The sequence below is a fragment of the Alkaliphilus flagellatus genome (assembly GCF_018919215.1).
Classification (GTDB): Bacteria; Bacillota; Clostridia; order Peptostreptococcales; family Natronincolaceae; genus Alkaliphilus_B; species Alkaliphilus_B flagellatus.
In genome coordinates this window covers 122,360-140,984 of the sequence record NZ_JAHLQK010000006.1, presented here as the reverse complement: position 1 = coordinate 140,984, position 18,625 = coordinate 122,360, and the positions used below count along the sequence as shown (strand labels likewise).

27 protein-coding genes and 1 tRNA gene are annotated in these 18,625 nt (G+C 29.4%); 3 read left to right on the top strand and 25 right to left on the bottom strand.

Annotation, left to right across the window (positions count from 1 at the left end):
• Nucleotides 1-318 precede the first annotated feature (318 nt).
• Nucleotides 319-765 (top strand): hypothetical protein, encoded by a 447-nt coding sequence (locus KQI88_RS15420; protein ID WP_216418831.1) that lies wholly within the window; start codon nt 319-321, stop codon nt 763-765.
• A 154-nt stretch (nt 766-919) separates the two neighbouring features.
• Here the strand turns inward: KQI88_RS15420 and KQI88_RS15415 are convergent, their stop codons facing one another.
• The 15 genes from KQI88_RS15415 to KQI88_RS15345 all read right to left on the bottom strand — a co-directional run bounded on the left by KQI88_RS15415 (nt 920) and on the right by KQI88_RS15345 (nt 10,006).
• Nucleotides 920-2,509 (bottom strand): S41 family peptidase, encoded by a 1,590-nt coding sequence (locus tag KQI88_RS15415; protein ID WP_216418830.1) that lies wholly within the window; start codon nt 2,507-2,509, stop codon nt 920-922.
• Between the two features lie 64 nt (nt 2,510-2,573).
• Nucleotides 2,574-2,732, bottom strand: a complete 159-nt coding sequence (locus KQI88_RS15410) for a hypothetical protein (protein WP_216418828.1) — start codon at nt 2,730-2,732, stop codon at nt 2,574-2,576.
• A gap of 221 nt (nt 2,733-2,953) precedes the next feature.
• A complete protein-coding gene (locus KQI88_RS15405) occupies nt 2,954-3,139 on the bottom strand; it encodes a hypothetical protein (protein WP_216418826.1) in 186 nt (61 codons plus the stop codon).
• 59 nt (nt 3,140-3,198) lie between these two features.
• On the bottom strand, nt 3,199-3,423 hold the full coding sequence (locus KQI88_RS15400) for a PF20097 family protein (RefSeq protein ID WP_216418823.1): 225 nt from the start codon (nt 3,421-3,423) through the stop codon (nt 3,199-3,201).
• 250 nt (nt 3,424-3,673) lie between these two features.
• Complete coding sequence (locus KQI88_RS15395; protein ID WP_216418821.1) at nt 3,674-4,003, bottom strand: hypothetical protein; 330 nt, start codon at nt 4,001-4,003, stop codon at nt 3,674-3,676.
• 410 nt (nt 4,004-4,413) lie between these two features.
• Complete coding sequence (locus tag KQI88_RS15390) at nt 4,414-4,611, bottom strand: hypothetical protein (protein WP_216418819.1); 198 nt, start codon at nt 4,609-4,611, stop codon at nt 4,414-4,416.
• 430 nt (nt 4,612-5,041) lie between these two features.
• A complete protein-coding gene (locus tag KQI88_RS15385; protein WP_216418818.1) occupies nt 5,042-5,209 on the bottom strand; it encodes a hypothetical protein in 168 nt (55 codons plus the stop codon).
• A 377-nt stretch (nt 5,210-5,586) separates the two neighbouring features.
• The gene (locus KQI88_RS15380) at nt 5,587-6,573 is read right to left on the bottom strand and encodes a tyrosine-type recombinase/integrase (protein ID WP_216418816.1); all 987 of its coding nucleotides are present in this window, start codon (nt 6,571-6,573) and stop codon (nt 5,587-5,589) included.
• 125 nt (nt 6,574-6,698) lie between these two features.
• Nucleotides 6,699-6,791: transfer RNA gene (locus KQI88_RS15375), tRNA-Sec, on the bottom strand.
• Nucleotides 6,792-7,045: 254 nt separating this feature from the next.
• Entirely contained in the window at nt 7,046-7,282 is a 237-nt protein-coding gene (locus tag KQI88_RS15370; protein WP_216418815.1) for a LexA family protein, read from the bottom strand.
• The gene (locus KQI88_RS15365; protein WP_216418813.1) at nt 7,272-7,457 is read right to left on the bottom strand and encodes a hypothetical protein; all 186 of its coding nucleotides are present in this window, start codon (nt 7,455-7,457) and stop codon (nt 7,272-7,274) included. Before KQI88_RS15365 ends, KQI88_RS15370 begins: the two co-directional genes overlap by 11 nt.
• An 88-nt stretch (nt 7,458-7,545) precedes the next feature.
• Nucleotides 7,546-8,544, bottom strand: a complete 999-nt coding sequence (locus tag KQI88_RS15360) for a hypothetical protein (RefSeq protein WP_216418812.1) — start codon at nt 8,542-8,544, stop codon at nt 7,546-7,548.
• 169 nt (nt 8,545-8,713) lie between these two features.
• Nucleotides 8,714-9,130, bottom strand: a complete 417-nt coding sequence (locus tag KQI88_RS15355; RefSeq protein ID WP_216418810.1) for a hypothetical protein — start codon at nt 9,128-9,130, stop codon at nt 8,714-8,716.
• Between the two features lie 89 nt (nt 9,131-9,219).
• Nucleotides 9,220-9,423 carry a hypothetical protein gene (locus KQI88_RS15350; protein WP_216418808.1) on the bottom strand — a complete coding sequence of 68 codons (204 nt, stop codon included), beginning with the start codon at nt 9,421-9,423 and terminating at the stop codon, nt 9,220-9,222.
• A 427-nt stretch (nt 9,424-9,850) separates the two neighbouring features.
• Entirely contained in the window at nt 9,851-10,006 is a 156-nt protein-coding gene (locus KQI88_RS15345; RefSeq protein WP_216418806.1) for a hypothetical protein, read from the bottom strand.
• Between the two features lie 588 nt (nt 10,007-10,594).
• Here KQI88_RS15345 and KQI88_RS15340 point away from each other — a divergent pair.
• A complete protein-coding gene (locus KQI88_RS15340) occupies nt 10,595-10,792 on the top strand; it encodes a hypothetical protein (protein ID WP_216418804.1) in 198 nt (65 codons plus the stop codon).
• A 243-nt stretch (nt 10,793-11,035) separates the two neighbouring features.
• Complete coding sequence (locus KQI88_RS15335; RefSeq protein ID WP_216418802.1) at nt 11,036-11,566, top strand: DUF4652 domain-containing protein; 531 nt, start codon at nt 11,036-11,038, stop codon at nt 11,564-11,566.
• A gap of 14 nt (nt 11,567-11,580) precedes the next feature.
• Here KQI88_RS15335 and KQI88_RS15330 read toward each other — a convergent pair whose 3' ends face one another.
• The 10 genes from KQI88_RS15330 to KQI88_RS15290 all read right to left on the bottom strand — a co-directional run bounded on the left by KQI88_RS15330 (nt 11,581) and on the right by KQI88_RS15290 (nt 18,617).
• Nucleotides 11,581-11,931 (bottom strand): hypothetical protein, encoded by a 351-nt coding sequence (locus KQI88_RS15330; protein ID WP_216418800.1) that lies wholly within the window; start codon nt 11,929-11,931, stop codon nt 11,581-11,583.
• On the bottom strand, nt 11,928-12,548 hold the full coding sequence (locus KQI88_RS15325; protein ID WP_216418798.1) for a peptidoglycan recognition protein family protein: 621 nt from the start codon (nt 12,546-12,548) through the stop codon (nt 11,928-11,930). Before KQI88_RS15325 ends, KQI88_RS15330 begins: the two co-directional genes overlap by 4 nt.
• A gap of 4 nt (nt 12,549-12,552) precedes the next feature.
• On the bottom strand, nt 12,553-12,777 hold the full coding sequence (locus KQI88_RS15320; protein ID WP_216418796.1) for a BhlA/UviB family holin-like peptide: 225 nt from the start codon (nt 12,775-12,777) through the stop codon (nt 12,553-12,555).
• A gap of 15 nt (nt 12,778-12,792) precedes the next feature.
• Nucleotides 12,793-13,512 carry an N-acetylmuramoyl-L-alanine amidase family protein gene (locus KQI88_RS15315; protein ID WP_216418795.1) on the bottom strand — a complete coding sequence of 240 codons (720 nt, stop codon included), beginning with the start codon at nt 13,510-13,512 and terminating at the stop codon, nt 12,793-12,795.
• A 123-nt stretch (nt 13,513-13,635) separates the two neighbouring features.
• Entirely contained in the window at nt 13,636-14,040 is a 405-nt protein-coding gene (locus KQI88_RS15310; RefSeq protein ID WP_216418793.1) for a GNAT family N-acetyltransferase, read from the bottom strand.
• A gap of 310 nt (nt 14,041-14,350) precedes the next feature.
• Nucleotides 14,351-14,482, bottom strand: coding sequence for a hypothetical protein (locus KQI88_RS18370; RefSeq protein ID WP_281417591.1), 132 nt, complete (start codon nt 14,480-14,482; stop codon nt 14,351-14,353).
• A 2-nt stretch (nt 14,483-14,484) separates the two neighbouring features.
• Nucleotides 14,485-14,832 carry a hypothetical protein gene (locus KQI88_RS15305; protein ID WP_216418791.1) on the bottom strand — a complete coding sequence of 116 codons (348 nt, stop codon included), beginning with the start codon at nt 14,830-14,832 and terminating at the stop codon, nt 14,485-14,487.
• 4 nt (nt 14,833-14,836) lie between these two features.
• Nucleotides 14,837-16,147 (bottom strand): hypothetical protein, encoded by a 1,311-nt coding sequence (locus KQI88_RS15300; RefSeq protein ID WP_216418789.1) that lies wholly within the window; start codon nt 16,145-16,147, stop codon nt 14,837-14,839.
• Nucleotides 16,147-16,557, bottom strand: a complete 411-nt coding sequence (locus KQI88_RS15295; protein ID WP_216418787.1) for a hypothetical protein — start codon at nt 16,555-16,557, stop codon at nt 16,147-16,149. The genes KQI88_RS15300 and KQI88_RS15295 overlap by 1 nt, the downstream gene beginning before the upstream one ends.
• A complete protein-coding gene (locus tag KQI88_RS15290; RefSeq protein WP_216418785.1) occupies nt 16,557-18,617 on the bottom strand; it encodes a hypothetical protein in 2,061 nt (686 codons plus the stop codon). Before KQI88_RS15290 ends, KQI88_RS15295 begins: the two co-directional genes overlap by 1 nt.
• Between the last annotated feature and the right edge of the window lie 8 nt (nt 18,618-18,625).

The window sequence follows — 18,625 nt, the reverse complement described above, 5'->3', positions numbered from 1 at the left end:
ATAATACTTCTAATGTACCCTTTCAAAAGGATAATACAATAATTAATCCGATGAATTATATGTAATTAAAAAATAAGCTATATTTTATTATAATGTTGAAATTGTATTAATTTTTAAGGGAAGCTATTTGACTTCCCTTAATTCGGCTTACAACTACATTGTGAAGTGAACAATGTTCTTTGAAAACTGAATAATACGGTATTGAAAAATTAGGAATTTACTATAATAATATAGAAAATATGGTATAATTTTGTTGCAGGATAAATCAGACTAGATAAATTATAAGAAATAATTAATATATAGTTAGAGGTTATACTGTTGGAAGTAGATATTTTGAAAGTAAATTATATAATTGATGGAATATTATTTTCGATGCCCACTAAGGTGATTTATGAACGATCAAATGAAAATGAAATACAGAGTATTCATTATGAAATCAAATTGGAAAATTATCATATTATATCTGAAGCATCCAATAGTACCGAATTAGGAATAGTTAATTTACAGAAGGCGCTCCCTCCAAACGTAAGTATTGTGTATTGTCAATCTTGTAGGCACGGTAACTTCTGTCCATATGGTGATTATGATAATGAAGTGTTTTGTCTAAAAGATATAACACCTACAGATAAGAATGATGTAAGCAAGCTCTTTTCGGAAAACTATGATTTAATTATGGCAAGGAGCCGAAAACTTCTTGATTTCTGTACGGATTATAGGCCTATATCCAATGATGGGTATTATACATATAATGATTGGGAGTTATGAAGATAATATTGACTTATAGATTTAAAAATTAAAACTTAATCATAAAAATACAATCCAGTAGAATCTTAGCAAATCTAATTTCTACTGGATTTATTGTATCATCTACTATATTTGATTTCTATACATCAATTCTTTGACGCCTACATGCAAAACTTCAAATCTTTGATTTTTTCTTCAAGCTCTCCATATCGTATCTTTCAATAAACTTAAAAACTCTATCGATAGAGTCATTAGAGTTTATCCATAAATCTGGAAAAAATCCCTTTCCATCTACATTCTCTAAATCTATATTTAAGTCTAAATTCTTCCCAAAATACACAGGCATGTTAGAATTGGGCAAAATATAGAGTATGTTATCTCCAACTAATGACATACCACTAGTGTTTACACCTACAAATATTACATTTTCCATACTTCTTAATATCTCTATAAAAGTTTCTCCAGAAGATGCTACTCCTTTATCCATTATTACAATTATAAGATTAGAATTTTCTATAGTATATTGTTCTTTATAATTAATATCTGACCATCCTGGATAAATGCTACTATTTTTAACATCCTCTATTATCTTACTTACCCAATTTTTAATACTTTCATCTTCATGAATTTTAATTGCTTCCTCAATCCCTTTTATAGTTGTTCTAGTCCATAACTCACTATTAACATTTCCACCCACATTAATTTCCTGCCCTGTATAAGTGCTAATCCAATCCTTGCAATAAGAATCACTTCCGCCCCCATTTCCCCTTATGTCGATAATAAATAAATCTTTATCCTTCAAAATAGCTGCATGCTCTCTAAACTTATTTAATTGTATAAGTTGGTTTTGTGTATTAGCTAGCATACTTCTGATTTCAATAACTGGGATTTCTCCTATAGTGCTGTATTTATAAATATTTGATCTATCAAAATTCGTATCTCGTCTATACCTAGTAAATTTTATATTTTCTCTAATATAATTATTATTACTTCTAAGTTCTATATCTTTATACTCATATTCATCTGTAGAATCTGATAAATATCCAATATAATAAACAATTTCGCCATCTTTATTAATAGATAGCTTTAAATCATTCTCAGAAATACTATCTTCTTTAAATGATATATAATATTTTTTCTCATCTATTTTCGTATAATATCCTTTAGAGTCCTTGAAAAGCTCATATTTTTCGCTTGAATAGTATACATAGTCTTTAGCTGTTCTGTATTTTCCTACAGCAAAATGTCCATCCTGAATAAAGTCTAAGTTTCTTAAAATAATCTGGTTAAATTCCTCAGTAGAAATATTTTCACTATGCTCTTTAATTTCTTTTAGCATATTCATTTTAGCTTCCATAAATGTTTCATCCCCACCAAAAAATTCATATCCTGCATATCCATATTTTAATAGCTTAAAAAAATGATCTATATCTGAAATAGCTTTATTAATAGTTACATCCTTAATATCCACATACAAATTCATAGACTTACTTAAATCACTAACTAAAATATCTTCATCTGTTAATTCATCATTAAAATCCTGAAAATTATACATTAGTTTACTAAATTCAAATATAACATCTTCCTTATCAAACTTGCTTACTGTACGAGTTTCATTTATTTTATCAATCATATAATTAGGTATAGTTTTTTTAGAACCTTCTAGATTATTAAATACATCTCTATTTTGAAAATAAAAGTAGCCTGAAATAATTACAAATAAACAAATAGAAAAAAGTAGGGTTCCTCTTTTTTTATTAATCATGGTATATTGCCTCCCTTACTTGATTCGTATAATACATCTAATGCACAACACTTCTGTAATTATTCTATATTTTTATAAGAATTAACACACAAATCACTACTATAAGAATTAAAATAACTAAAGGTATCTTCTTTTGTCCACCTTTCATTTTTTTACTATCAGACCAAATAAAAATAAAATCGGCAATTAAATCTATTAAAGATTCTATAATATCGTCTAACATCCAATCCTCCTATAAATCTTACTATCACTTATATTAAACCTTTTACATATTTCCTTAAGAATCAAATTTTCATTCTGCAACTATATCATTTCGAAATCCTATATCCCTCTAAGTACTTCAGGCTCCAAATCTATTAATCCGTATTTCACAAAATTCATCTGTTATGTCTAAAAAAGATGATGCGACATCCACCTTTAGCCTTAAATAAAGCTAATCTCACCTTATTGTCTTTGTTTATATAATTTCTTACCTATTAAACTCACTATTTTTAGTCCACCCCAAATTACAAATAAAATCGCTGAGAAATTATTCATTTCAAATACATTTAAGCCAATAAGTAATGCCGTTATAATAAATACAACATCAAAAATGCTATTAATAACAGATAATTTTTTATTAGATTTCATTTTTTCTATATTATCCTCCTAAATCGTATATTACGTCTAAAAGAATGATATGTCTTAGTTTAGTTTGATGAATAATATTCAAATGTAACAATTTTGCAACCTGTGCACCTATAAGATAGTAATTTGTTCATAGTAAAACCTGATAAACCAATCAATGTTTCATCCCCTAATGCAGTAAATTTAGGTTTATTATTATAGGTCCATTTTATATCCCTAATTGGATACATATATCCATTTTCCATTTTTAATCCACATTTAGGACAACTTATATTTTCTAATTCCATCATTTTCTCCTAATTCTTTCTACTTCTATTCATAGTATTCTGTAAAAATAGAAACCACTGTAAATAGTTCTTATATTATAATTACAATCATCCCTATATCAAAAACATATTTATTACAATTAAAAAGTAAAGTATGTAAAATTTATTTCTTAATATATAAATATATAGAAATATTAGACTGATTTATAAAATGAAATATAGAGAAGTATATTATCGAATAACTCTTAACAGACAACTTATATATTAATAATTAGAAACCATTAAATAAAAGCATTGTAATTGAAGCTAAGATTGTACTTGATAAGAAAAAAAATTTTATTTTTCCAGAGTATTTATAAAATCTAAAATTCATAAATGTAATGAACATCATCAAAATAAACAGCATTAACAACATCATATTTTTAATAAATGCACTGTTAATTATATATAGGGAAATTGCTGGACTTAGGCCTATTAGTGAATCTCCCAGAATTATCCGTTCAGGATTATATTCTTTCTTTTTAAATTGAGCATAAGAACGACACACATAATATATATATCCTAATACAGGAATAATCGCTAATAAAATATCCTGTTTCATTTTTTCACTCCTTTATAAGTTTACTACGTATTTTTATACTGTTACGTCTAAAAAAGATAATGTCTCATACTTAGATAAAAGTTATAATTAGCGAGGTTTATTGGGCACATTTATTAGATAGAAATAGGACCAGAATACAGATATCCCTATCGGACTTCTAACGATGGAAATATCATATTTGTATGTAATAATAAAAAATACAATAAGTGTTATAATAAGTAGAGTTACCTTATATTTAATAGTTCCAAAAACCTAAACTAATTTATCTTTGTAGTTAAATGTCTTATTAAGTAGATATAATACCGAAACTGAAATTAAAGCAGGTAAAATTATCGATAGTGCCTCCATATAATTCCATCCTTTCAAAAATATTAGTATTAATTTAAGGCCTTCATATTTTACATCAAATACTATTGAATCAATTCTAGTAAAGCTACTGCTATTGCAATACTAAATATGCTTAATATTGCCTGAATAATTGTTAGTGGTATGTTATCATAATATCTCTCAGGTAGAATTGGTATATTTAAATTATACTTTTTATTAATTATCACTCTACATACAGAGTAAATTAAGGGTGCTAATATTATCAATGATATAGCTATCAAATATTCAACTCCTCTCTTTAGAATTATAGTAAATCTGTACAAAATTTATTAAGCTAGTGTACCAAATCCAACAATAAAGTTATTTGGTTTTTTCATATGATTATCTTCTACAAAGAATAATTACTTGCATTGCCATTAATGTAGATAGACAACTCAATTTTCATCTGTTACGCCTTTAAAAGATGATGTGAACTAAACATTAATTTAAGTTCTTCATACTTTATCAATATTGCGTCACTACGTTATGAGAAAGCATTTAACATTATTTTTATTTTCTCTACATAAACACTAGGACCTATTAATATTGCTTGATTTTCATCTACAGTTACAGAAACTTTTTCCTTCCGTAACCATATATCTACCTAACCAAGCTTTGGCTTTACTATGAAAACATCATTCTTTTCGTTAATAATTTTTAATTTGGTATATTCTAAGCAGTCCTGAAAAGTATTGTAAAACTAGCTTTATCTTCTATTGGTATTTCAATTTTGATTTTCTTATATTTGCTAGGACTAAAAACGCTATTTAGAAGAGAAATTATCACTATAAATTTCCAATCAATATTAAGCTCACTAAGCCCATCAAACCCTAAAAACATTCCTCCTAAAATGACATAAAGAATTAATCCCATTGAGAAAGTTATGAAAAAAAGTTTTAATCTTATGGCTATATTTCAATTATTTTCACTCATAAAACCACCATCTTTAAAGTATATTTTTACTCTTTCACATTATTTTACAAGTATGTACCAAATCATACTCTTACGATATGTTAATTATAACATTAATTTCAAAATATTGTATATCCCTAAACAAATATCTGCTCTCTTTCTTTTTCTTTAAAATCAGTATCCTTGTATAAGCATATTTAGCTATAATACCATTAAAGCTATTTTAAATTTGTTATGTACATTAATGTGTTGAATATTGAATTTAAAAAAGTAGCTTAAAAATCAAGCTACTTCTTTTTTAATTATTATTTTAAAAAGCTAGACAGAATATCCACTTCTTTGTGTTTATTCAGTATATCATCATCGTTTAAATATACGTATTGTCTTGTAGTTGTAATATTTTTATGCTCCATCATTCGTTGCAAGGTAAAAATATCTACTCCCTTTTTAACCATTTCTGTCGCAAAAGTATGACGCAAGACATAAGGTGTACACTTTTTATTTATATTAGCCTCTTTTTTATATTTTCTAAAATTAGTAAATACATCTGATTCTGCAATAACCTTCTCCTCTGTAGTAGATAAAAATAGATGTGTTCGGCTTTGTTCTATAGTTATGTCCTTCAATTGCTCTAAAAAGCTTAGTGTTTTCCTTGATACTGGTAGTATTCTTTCCGTTCTAGTCTTACTTACCTCTGCCCTAACAATAATGTAGCTTTTACTAAAGCTCACATCAGGATAAGTTAGTTGCAATAGTTCACCTATTCTAATGCCACAATCAAGTATACAAATTGATATAGTTAGATCTCTAAATCTTGCATAGCTATAATTTCCTATAGCATTAATTAGTTTATTAATTTCAGATTTTGTTAATGGGTAAACTCTATCCTCTGCAACTTTAACTAGCTTAATATAATTATTAAAATTAGTATTTAGATGTTCATTTTTTAATAACCAATTAATATATGCTTTAATAGGTCTAAGTTTAACATTTACAGTACATGGAGCATAATTCTTTTCAAACATCATGTATTCATTGTAATCTAAAAATAATGATTTAGTTACATACTGGTTTTTATCAGACCAGTGTGATTCGTCTATCCATTTAACAAGGAATTTAAAAATATTTTTGTGGTCTTTAATTGTTTTTGATGCTAGATTTTCCAACACCTTATCACGTACAAAATCAGTATGAAGTTCAATAAAATCTTTAACTAATAATTCTTTCTTTGAAACTCGGTCGCTTTTCACACTGGTTTCAATCTTGTTCCTTCCCCTCATAGAAATAGCCATTTTTCAATACCTTCGCAAATTTTATTTTTAGAACAAACATGGTATTGAACATAGTGGTTTTAATTATTTTGGCAAATAAAAAAACAGTTATACTAAAACTGTATAACTGTTCAAATTACTAAATTTGGAGGGAGTACGTGGGAATCGAACCCACCCAAGAGGCTACTAACCCCTCGCGCTGGTTTTGAAGACTTAAGATATTCTTTTTGTATACTTCTGTACGTTGTTATAACGTTCATAAATAGCCATTTTCACTTTTGCAATTTGTGTGTACTTGTTTACTTTTTGTTGTATTGTGGCATAAATGGCACGCAAAGTGGCACGTGTTTATATGAATAGGAAGGGACTTGTGATAGCTACTTTCCTAAATAAAGAAGCGATAGTCTTTATTAGATTATCGCTTTTTTATGTTTTTATATATATTTTAAGTATACCAAATTCCACAGTTTTTACAGCGACTGCCTAAACCTTTTTATTCTTTAGTATTAATTAGCTTTAATCCTACTTCCGTTATTGTTATAGATCTCAGACTAGTATCTATCTTTGTAATATAACCTTCCTTCTCTAAATTACTAAGATGTCTATATACAGTACTGCTGGATTTTAACCCAACTAAATCTACAATATTCCTTACAGTTGGGCTTATACTATTAGCTTGTATATATTGATGTATTGCTTTTAAAATTTCCATCTGTCTTTCAGTTAGCATGATAATCCCCCCTTATTCCTTCGTTATTATCAATTAACTTTGTATCCATGGCTGATAATATATTCTCTACTTTAAAAGTCCTAAGCTCCCCTTTGTCTATGTCTAAGGCTTTTATAGTTTCACTATCCGTTTTAAGTACCTGGATTCTTTTTTGAGTTATTTCTAAACCTTTCATGTACATTTATCTCTCAGTATAGACTAGAGTTCAATTCCCTATTGCGAATCTTACAATAATATTATGTAAATATGTAGTTTTTTTAAAATCATTTAAATTTACTTAAATCTATATCCCAGTTTTCTACATTGTATGCTTTGGGATGAAATCTATCATGACCTCCTTTGTACATCATATAACTAATCTCAGCAGTCCATTGCTCATTGTTTTTATGTCCTATTTTAAATGCAAATTTATCTTGATAATATGCTTCTCTACTTTTATTAACAGCTTTACCTTCTTCATTCAGTTTCATAACATAGTGGAATCCTTCATAGTATAATCCTTTATCTCCACCATCTACACGTGTCTCATGAAAAGATTCATTAAATGAATAATATTTTTCTATAATATCATAATCAATATATTCGCAAACTACTTTTAAAACATCGTTTATAGTCAGTTCATTTGACTTTGGAAAATTTATAATAACTTTTGTTATAACACCATTAGCTGTATCGCTGGTTGTTATCAGTAATAATGAATCCTCATGCTTACCATAAATAGTCTCCTTTACATTTATAACTTTAACTTTCTTATATTTGCGCCAAAATTGTTTTGCTTCTTTATAACTTCCATAAAATTTGGGGTGCCCCGGCAAAGTAAGTATGTCCATGTCAGATAAATCAGTTTGGATTTTTGCATTATTTTCATTTTTACTAACTGGGGTAATGTGCGAAATACCAGTTATAATAACTGCAATGATAATAAATACAGAAATTATTCCTAGTGCTGATTTGGATTTCTTTTTCGCTCTATATGGCATCTGAGCATTTCTTATATTAGTGTTTATATGAATAGATATGTTCTGTTTTCCGTTAACACGATCAGCTTCACAATGCTCACATATTTCAAGGTATGTTTCTTCTCCGCAATCATAACAAATACGTGGTTTCTTACCAATTGTTACTCTACACTTAGGGCATGTAGTCCCAGAAAATATGTCTCCACAGTTTTCGCATATATTTTTAAATTCTTTTGAGCCACAACTCTTACATTGTATAACATCATCTAGTGTCTTTGTTTCACAATACTCACATATTTTCACATAAATTCCTCCATTATTATTGCTAAAATCAATACTCTTAAATGAAATGATTTGTTTTACTATATCTTTTATTTGCTTAATAAATCTTTTTAAAATTTCTGTGATTAACAACTAGTAATATTGCAACCACAATATAAAAAGCGATAGTCCTAATAGATTATCTCCTTTTTTATTTTAGAATATTATATGTTACTTGCTGTGTTTCTTCTTTCATATATCTAATGAATTTCTCTGTATTAATGTAGCAAGACCATCTTTTCATTTTTACAGCTGTCCCAAATGGAAATTTATCTTGTTGTAGTCCCATTTGGACAAACCTAGGAGTTACTTGCATTATCTTAGCGGCTACTGCAACAGTTATTTTTGCTGGTCTTTGTACCTCAAGTTCCTGTAGTGTAACATTTTCACATATATTATTTTTTTCCAACCTATTTTCAGATGATACTTCGCTTTTTTCTAACTGTGAATTTAAATAATTATTCTTTAAATCTTTTTCTTCCATTAGTTCTAAAAGCATTAGAGTTAATCTATCCCTTATGATTGGTATCGCTTCTGGATTTATAATTTCTACTTCTAATTCGCTCATTTTAAATACCCCTTTTTTATAATATTATATCTAATAAAATAAAAAAAGGGTAGAGCCTAAGCCCTACCCCAATTCTGTTAATCTTCTTTTTAGAAGAATAAGAATCCGTCACGTCCGCATCCACAAAATAGTACAACAAGTAATAGGAAGAAGAATAATAAGCTATCTCCTGATCCCTTAAAAATACCACAGTTACAGAAAATTATCACTAAGATCAAAAAGAAGAAAAGTAAACTACTTCGATTTCCAAAAAAACCACCAGAGCATCCACCTTTTGTAGCAATTTCAGACATATATGACACCTACCTTTTTTTTATTTTAAGTACTACTAAATACACAACTTAATTTATCTTTTAGGACTATACTTAGTTGTAATATATATTATGAAATTTCGTATAAACTGTTCTACATTTCATGTTGAAAATAAAAAAAGGTAAAGCCTAAGCTCTACCCTAGTTATGTTTCCCTTATCTTTTACAATTAAAAAATTCACGTCAATATGCACAACATAATATAAATAATTAAGAAGATAAAAGAAAACATATATTTTACTACCCTTTTGAAAATGAGTGAGTTGCGATATATAAGTGGCTTCATCTTTAGTTGTAATATATATTATGAAACAAATTATATACTGTGATATATCTATACAAAATAAAAAAAGGGTAAAGCTTATGCTCTACCCTAATCACCTTTCCTTTGTCTTTTACAATTACTGAACTAACACCCACATCCGCATCTACGTTCACGTCCAAATAGTCCAAATACAAAACATAATATAATAATTATAAAGATGAAGGAAATGAAACCGCCTCCGAAAAAACCACCACAACCACAGCCTCCAAATAAACCTTTATTTTCAACGTTTTCACTCATATATTACACCTCCTTCTTCAATTGCTACTATATATCCAACCCCTCTTTCTGTTTTAAAATTGTTAGTAGCTGTAATATATATTATGAAATTACCCATATATTGTGATATATCTAGGTAAAAACAAAAAAGGTAGAGCCTAAGCCCTACCCTAACACATTACCTTGCACATTACCTTACACATTAAATATAATTTATTTTATAATATATGTATAAAAGCAAAATAGCTTGAACAAAATTATAATAAAGCCAAGTAATCAATAAAAAAGGGGAGTAACCTAAATTAATAGGTGCTCCCCTTAAATGGTTGCATACTACGTGCTATGTAACTGTTTCGCCTATAAACGTGCAATTTGTCAACCACTCCAAAATTCTATACACTCTTATTTAGTTCGCCATCATCTAAATAATCCTTACCCATGTTATATAGATAAGAAATAATTTTCCTCGCATAAAAATGTTATTCCGGCATAAACAGATAAAATTACTGCATGTTTTTAATATATAGGAACAAATTATATGTTTCAGTAGAAATTGGGTATAAGATATATAGTATAATGTAATTAATTATACTTAATAGGGGGTATTATATGGAATGGTCTTTAATTAGTCATACGCAGTTTGAGAAATTAACTTTCAGTATACTTAGTTACAATTCATTTTTAAACATAGAATGGCATGGAAATGGTGGTGGCGATAAAGGCAGAGACATCGTAGCATATACTTTTGAACGACTACCATTGAATTTAGGATATAAGAGAAAGTGGATATTTCAATGCAAAAAGTAGAAAAAATTTCCTGCAAAACCTGCAATTTATGATTCTGTAATAACTGCAAAAGAACATGACCCTGACTTTTGGGTTTTAGTTGTACCTTTAGATCCTTCTTCTGGTATGATTGATTATATCAATAGTTTGGAAAATCAACTAAATATTAAATGTTTAATATTGCCTAAAATAGGACTTGAAGAAGAAATTTCACGTCATCCCCAGGTTTTAAATAGTATTAATTATGAAAGGAATGATATTATTATGGGTAAATTTATTGAAACTCTCTCATCTGATCAATCACTTTATTTCGATGAGTATAACTCTATTTTTATAGAAAAAGATGATAATAAAATAATAATCAATAACAATACACCGTCAATGCCAATCATTTCTCCAAATAAGGATAAGTTTGCTTATATATCTCCATTCGAATGGGAGCAGCTGGGTAGCTTATACCTATACAATACAACTACTTCCTCTTCTGATTTACTTATTGAACCTTCTGAAAGCAACATTCCAAAAGATGCTATTTGGATTAATAATGAGTATTTATTAGTTATAATTGGCCATGCTTATGGAACTGTATCTACGGGTGGGAATTTATATCTTTTAAATACCACTACAAGAGAAATCACACTATTTAGAGAGTGTTCTGAAGAACAACAATTCACAAAGATTGATCTTATTAATGATTATTTAAATGTTACAGTTATAACCTATCAAGATGATATATTTAATGAGTACACAGAAAGTTCATTCACAATATCAATAGATGACATATTAAAGAAATAAATGGGTAGCATAAGCTACCCATTTATTTCTTTATCATACCCTAATAAGTTTTTTCCACTTGCTAAATATCTTTTTAAATACTCTACAGCATCTTCAATCATCTTATCAATCTGTTTCTTACTATACAGTAGTTTTAAAATACCAGGGGTAATCTCATATATCCTTTCTACTACCATTGCATATTTTAATTCACCTGTACCACTACCTAATTGCTTTTCAGCTTCTGTTGCAAGTGCTAATACTAACTTTCTTAGAAAATCTTCTTGCCCTCTTTTATACAGCCATAATCCAATTGTAACAACAATAATTGTGCCAGCAACTTCAATTAAATTTATCATTATAAAACTTTGAATTAATTCGATCATTTATCTTCCTCCTTCATTCTATATAACATAGTTGTCATTTCTTCTCTAGTAGCTGCATCTTTGGGTCTTGTCCCATCAATAACACCTTTTTGTTTTCCCCATTCCCATGCTTCAATTGCCCATTCACTTACTCCTTGATTCTTGATACTATACAGTTTAGATAATTCTTTCTCTACTTTACCCATAAACTTATTCCATCTAGGAAGGATTAGTCTTGGGCAGTTCTTTCCATTCCATTTTTTGTGTGTAGTTACTTTGTCTAATCCCCAGCCACGATCAAATAATAGCTTTGCAATTAATTTAATAGCATTGTCCCACACCTTTTCTTGGTTACCACTCTCGCAAATTTCAACTCCTATAGAAGTTAAATTCCCTTGCTTGTTTCCTGAGTGGTGAGCTATTTCATCCAATGGTATACATTCCACTACTTCTTTTTCATCGATTGCAATATGAAAACTTGTAGAGCTAGTATTATATGGATTAGTAAGCCACCCTCGTTCATTTCTAGCTGTACTAGTGGGATTGCCTGTATTATGTATAGTGATTGATTCAGGTTGCAATTTAGTCCCCAGTCTTTTATTTCCCTTTGGAATGTGGTCTACTATGTAGCTGTACATTTCCTTACCTCCTTAATACCGCTTTTATTTCGTGTACATCTTGCTGGATATTGTCTACTACTCCAAATTTCTCTGTAAGGTTTTTAATTACTGATTGATTTTCACTTATAGTTTCTTGATACTTTTTCTCTCTATGTCTGCTATCGTATAGTACATATATAAAAAGAAATACATATAATGCTGCCCAAAGTCCATTTCCTGCTGCTAAATTTAAAAGTTGTTGTTCCATGTATGCACCTACTTTCTATTTATCTGTAATTCTGTCTATTAAGGCAAATACGGCCCATGTCGGCATGGGTTCTAATAATCTATCTTTCCAGTAATCTGGACTATCAATGATTTTCTTTTTTACCAAGTTCTCAAGATGCTCTAATCCTTGCTTTTCTTCCCAACTCATAGACTTATCCTCCTTTGACATATAATCAATACCAATATGATTTAATATTCCTTTTGCAATTCCTACAGCTGCCTTCTCTAAAAATTCATCCTGTTTTAATAACTGTTCCTCCGTAGGATTATTAATAAAAGCTACTTCTACTAGACAAGCTGGTATTTTAGTAGTTGCAACAACTTGTAATCTATCGTATTTTATTCCTCTGTTTTTCAGATTTATCTCTTTTAATAGACTATCTAATATTGTTCCTGCTAGTTTGTTTCCCTCTGAGGCTTTAGAATACGCAAATACTTCTGTTCCTGTAGCTAAAGGATTGCTTGCACTATTAATATGAATAGATATAAAAAAATCAGCTTTAGATTTGTTCGCTATCTGAACTCTTTTATCTAAGCTGATTTTTTCATCTCCAACACGTGTAAATATAACTTCTATTCCATATCGCATTAGGATATCTGCTACCATACATGCTATTCGCCATGCTACATGATTTTCTTTTAGTCCTGTAGGGCCTACTGCTCCTGGATCAGTCCCCCCATGTCCAGGGTCAATAACTACTATATATCTTTTCATGTTTTCACCTCCAAAATCGCATAAAAAAAGAACATGGCTTATCCAAGTTCTTTTTTGTAAAGTTAAACTTAATCTCTTCTTGTTAAATAAAATATAGGTATTAGATAATGTTAATGTTAATTTTTAATACCTTTTTGCCATGCCAACAGACTTTGGTGCTGAATAATCAAATCCAAACTTTTTATATAATCTATCAGCAGGAACATCAGCGATTAAGCTTACATAGGAACCCTTTGGTGCGTGATTATCTAGATATTTAGTTATTTCTGACATAATTAAATTACCGAATCCATTGCCTTGATAAGAAGGGGCAACAGCGATATCTACTATATGATAAAGGCATCCTCCATCTCCTATAATTCTTCCCATACCAATTAATTTATCAGAATCTCTTAAAGTAATCATAAAAATGGAATTTTTCAATCCTATTTCTGATGCTGCTTCATCCTTAGGACTCAATCCTGAAATTATCCTTAAATTATTGTATTCTTTTGCATTTGGAATTTCATATGAAATATCTATATTCAAGTTAAATCTCCTTCCTCTCTTTTCTTTTGCTTCACATAATAAATTATACTTATTAATCCATGAAAATAAAAGGACTAAGCCCTAAAAATTTATATGTGTTTGCCCTACGATTGCAAGAAGGGCATAAAAAAAGCCCTTCTCGGGTTAAATTTCTAATGCTTCTTGTACTGCTTCACGAAGATTAACAGCTTAGGCACTTCGTCATATTCCATTTTATCCGCTAAAATCAAAATTACATAGCTTCTCACAATTGCTGAATTTGGTTTGAATGTCATAATAAACAACTCCTTTATAAATTTTATTATATTTTTTATTGTTCTAAACATTGCTCTACAACTTCTTTTAAATTAAAGAGTTTAGGAACTTCTTCTATTGTCTTTAATTTTTTATTTATTAATAAAACATAGTCTTGTACTATCCTGCTATTCACCGTAAATACCATAATTACATACCTCCTTGAAGTGATAATATTAACTCGATCATTTCTGCATTACTTTGTGCTTGCTCTATTTTCTGCATTTCGCTTAATGTTGTTAATACCTCTAGTGTTTCTGCTGTATTTTGTGCTATTTGTAGATTTATTTTTTCTTCTAGTGTTGGCTGCGGTTCAACTATAGGTATTTCCTGCTCGATTATACTAACTATTTCTCCATCTACTTCCTCATATTCTGCTGGTAGATACTTGATACTGTCGTGTATCTCTTTTGTGACTTCTCCTTCTAGTAACTTTCTAGGGTGGCTTAGATATAAACTTGAAACAATTTTTCTATCTTCAATTTTAACAATGTACATTTTTCTACCTCCTATAGAACACCTTAAATGGATAAGAGTTTGAGTTAGTGTTATCGCCATCGTTATCATAAACAGTAAAACCTTTTGAACCATATCTTTGCATAGATACAATTTTCGTTTCACTACCAGGCCTTATAACTACTAACTCAATTTTAATATTATAATCTGTTAAAGTTATGACTTGAGAATATGATCCGTTACCACGGTAAGAGCCTTCTATTACATATAGCTGAGTGTTCACAGTTTTAAAGGTAACTGCAGGATTTATCATTGTGTACTTTGCAGTTTCACCCTTAATTACTTCAATTCTAAATTTTAGTTTTGGATAGTCTGTAGCGTCTATATCAGATAAATCAATGCCATCTATAGAGTAACTTTCTTTAAGCAAGTTATTATTTGTGTCTAGAATTTGAATTAAGACTTCCGCGTCTTTAGTCGATATACCCCACTTTATGTTTCCCCAAGAGTATAGATCTGGTACTTGTATAACTTGCTCTAATATATGTTTTTCACCCACACTACCTTTATATAGTTGTGGTAGGTCAAAGTCTAAGGATCTATTATCAAAATTGGTCCATGTAACATTTGATTGATTGGTGGTCCAATTAGTTGAATACAGATAGTTTTGTGCTGGCCTGCCTATGCTAGAAGGGCTAAATGAAATTTCCAAGGGGGAAGTACCATCTTGATATCTATTGAAAATTACTAAAAAATACTCTTCATTAGCATTTAACTTTTGAGTTAAAGGTATAAAGTATGTAATGACCTTATATGTAGTATCTAACCCACCTTCTGAATATGCAGATGTATAGCTACCTATAAGTTCTCCTGGTACTCCGTTATTAGCTTTATAAATTCTAAAAAGAGGTGTGCCTATACTAGTACGTTTAGCATTAATCCTGACAACTAAATGTTTTTCTTCAAAATCAATCTGGGGTGTAAATTTACTAGCGATAGCTTGAGTTGATAAGGACAAACTGTGTGCAGTTAGTCCACCATTTGTAACAACATCTCTTAAGGCATATGCTTTATTCGTGTTAGAATTTATAAAGAACTTATCAGTTACGACTAAATCATTAAGTAATGGTACAAATGAATATCTTCCATAACCTCTAAGCTCATTTAGATCTGAGTTATTTATAACTTCTGTTATATTTTGTATATCGTTTTCAATTCCATTTAGATTGGCAGCATTAACGGGAGTTCCTACTTCCATTATTTCTCCAGGGTCCGGAGTAAGTATTAATATATTTCCATTCTGGTCCTTATATCTTCTAGGATGTTCTACTGCCCTATCTTTCCATATTCTTGCCATTAAATCACTTCCTCTCCACAATTAAATGTACCACAATAAATAATGCTGTCCTTTATTAGCCTGGTCCATTTGTATAAAAGTTCTAAATTTCTCTCATATCTATTTGCATCATTAAAATCAAAACTTTGGAGTGTTGGTTGATTGGACCATTCTCTCATATCTTCATAGCCTACAGGGGTAACTAGGTTTAGTCTAATAGCTTCGATATTTCTTTCAATTCTGTTTAGGCTATCTACAAATTCTATACTGTTGTAATCTCTATCAGTTATTACAGGCCCTAGCTCAACATTAATACCTAATTCCTGCTTTAGAATTTTAGTTAACTCTAAGGTGTTATTCTCAACTCTATTTAGGTCTTTAGCATTGTAATAATCATCTTTATTCCAATCTGTTTTAGGTTCAAGCCACATTATATTACCCCCTTTGCTTCCGTCTTTCCTTGAAGGGATCCTTCATAGCTATATTCTTGTTTAGTTATATTAGCAATTTTATAAGTCTTGTATCCATTTTCTATACTAACTTTATCTCCTAGACACAAGGATGGATTTTGTCTCCAATCAACTTTAAAGTTAGCTCTATTATTCTTTTCATTTAAAATCCATTCGGCTACATTTTTAGCATCTATTTCATTGTTTATTAGGCTATTTTCAAGCTTTAAGGTAGTACCTTCTTTTATATAATCATTAATTGCTATATATGTGCTTTTGTTATTTAAATCCGTAGGATAATAGGTCACTTCAACAGCCTTTACAGCTTCCAATAATTCAATCTGTGGTTCTTTATAAATGTTATCAAAGGTTATACTATCAACTGGAATGTCAAATCCTACTTCGATTACTCTTGCCCTCCTATATCCTTTAGACCATTTATTAATTACAATTTCTATTTTTCTGCTATTCTCAAGTAAACTGCTTTCATAGAAAAATCTGACCTTATCATTTGTTACACTCTCATTTATCTTTATATTTCCTACTTCATCATAAACCTTTAAATCAAAGGCTTTAGCATATTCATTATTTAAGGTATCGAATACTACTTCAAGGTTAGGTGTTTTATGGTCGTTAGATATATTAATCTCCAGTACTAAAGGGATATTAAATATACCTTCTTCATTACATATGCTGTCACTCCACCAACCTACTTCATAATTACTCATATTTTGCCTTGGAATAAAAAAAGAACCATCTAACTTAAATCTATCTTTTTCAAAACTTGCTAAGTTTATGGAAGGCTCAAAGATATTGTTTATCACTTGATCTTTATTACTTACACTTGCTTCATTTGTAACATTTATAGAGTCAATTACAGCTTCCGCACTTATTAATTGCTTCATGTAGAAAGTTCCTGTATTATCAGCATAGGCTACACACATACCAGCTATAGCTATAAGCTGCAATAAGCTTCTATAATTCATTTTTCTATGAAGTCCCTTTGTACTTATAAGCTTTAGATTCTCACTTAATACGTAATTTTCTATTCCACTATTATTTAATACTTCTTCTGCTAAATCATATAATGTAATATTTCTTACAACAGTATTTTCTACCTCTGCATTTGATAAAGAGTCTAATATATCTCTAGCTGTAAAAGTAGTTGTTAGAGTTCCTTCGTCACTTTGCCAATTCGTTAAATAATATTTCCCCATTGGTGTATACTCTACTTTTTCGGAGTCTAGCTCAACACCTATTTCCAAGGAACATTCTTGGCCCTGCTGTAGAAATTCATAAAATCCGGAAGGATTTATCATATTAAACTCTTTATTAGAATTATCCACTGTAAATTTAAGTTCACTAGCTGGGAGTGTAGAGCTTATAGTGTCCATCTCCTGTATTAAATTCATCTTTATTAAACTATTATCATCATATTCTTTAACTATTCCAAAGTCCACTTCTGTAATCTTTACTCGCCTATATGGTCTACACCATTTCTTTATAGTTATAACTATTTTCTTGTAGTTACTTAATGCTGCTACATATACATAACTAGATTTAGAGTTATTTACTATAGAATCATGCTTTATTATATTTCCATGGATATCAAATACATTAATATCAAAATCTACCGCGTATTCATCATTTAGAACATCAAAATATATAGTTAAACCTCTTGAGGAATGTTCATTGTTAAAATGAAATTCTAATACTTGGTATGGATTAAAAATACTATTTTCATCGCATAGACTATCACTCCACCAGCCTATTTCAGACTCTAAGTTTTCATTAGGTTTAGGTGGAATAAAAAAAGAACCATCTAATTTAAAATAGTCCTTTTCAAACACAGCATATTTATTACTCATTTCCCTAATTTTATTAGTTAATTGCTCTTTTCTGCTTATACTAGCTTCACTGCTTACAGCTATATTATTATCTTTATAGGCTTCATTATCTAGAATTTCAAAGGATACCCTAGCTGTTGTTCTTCTGGTAGGTGCATAAACTGCTCTTTTAAAAGCTTCACTTACATTTATCATTTATATCA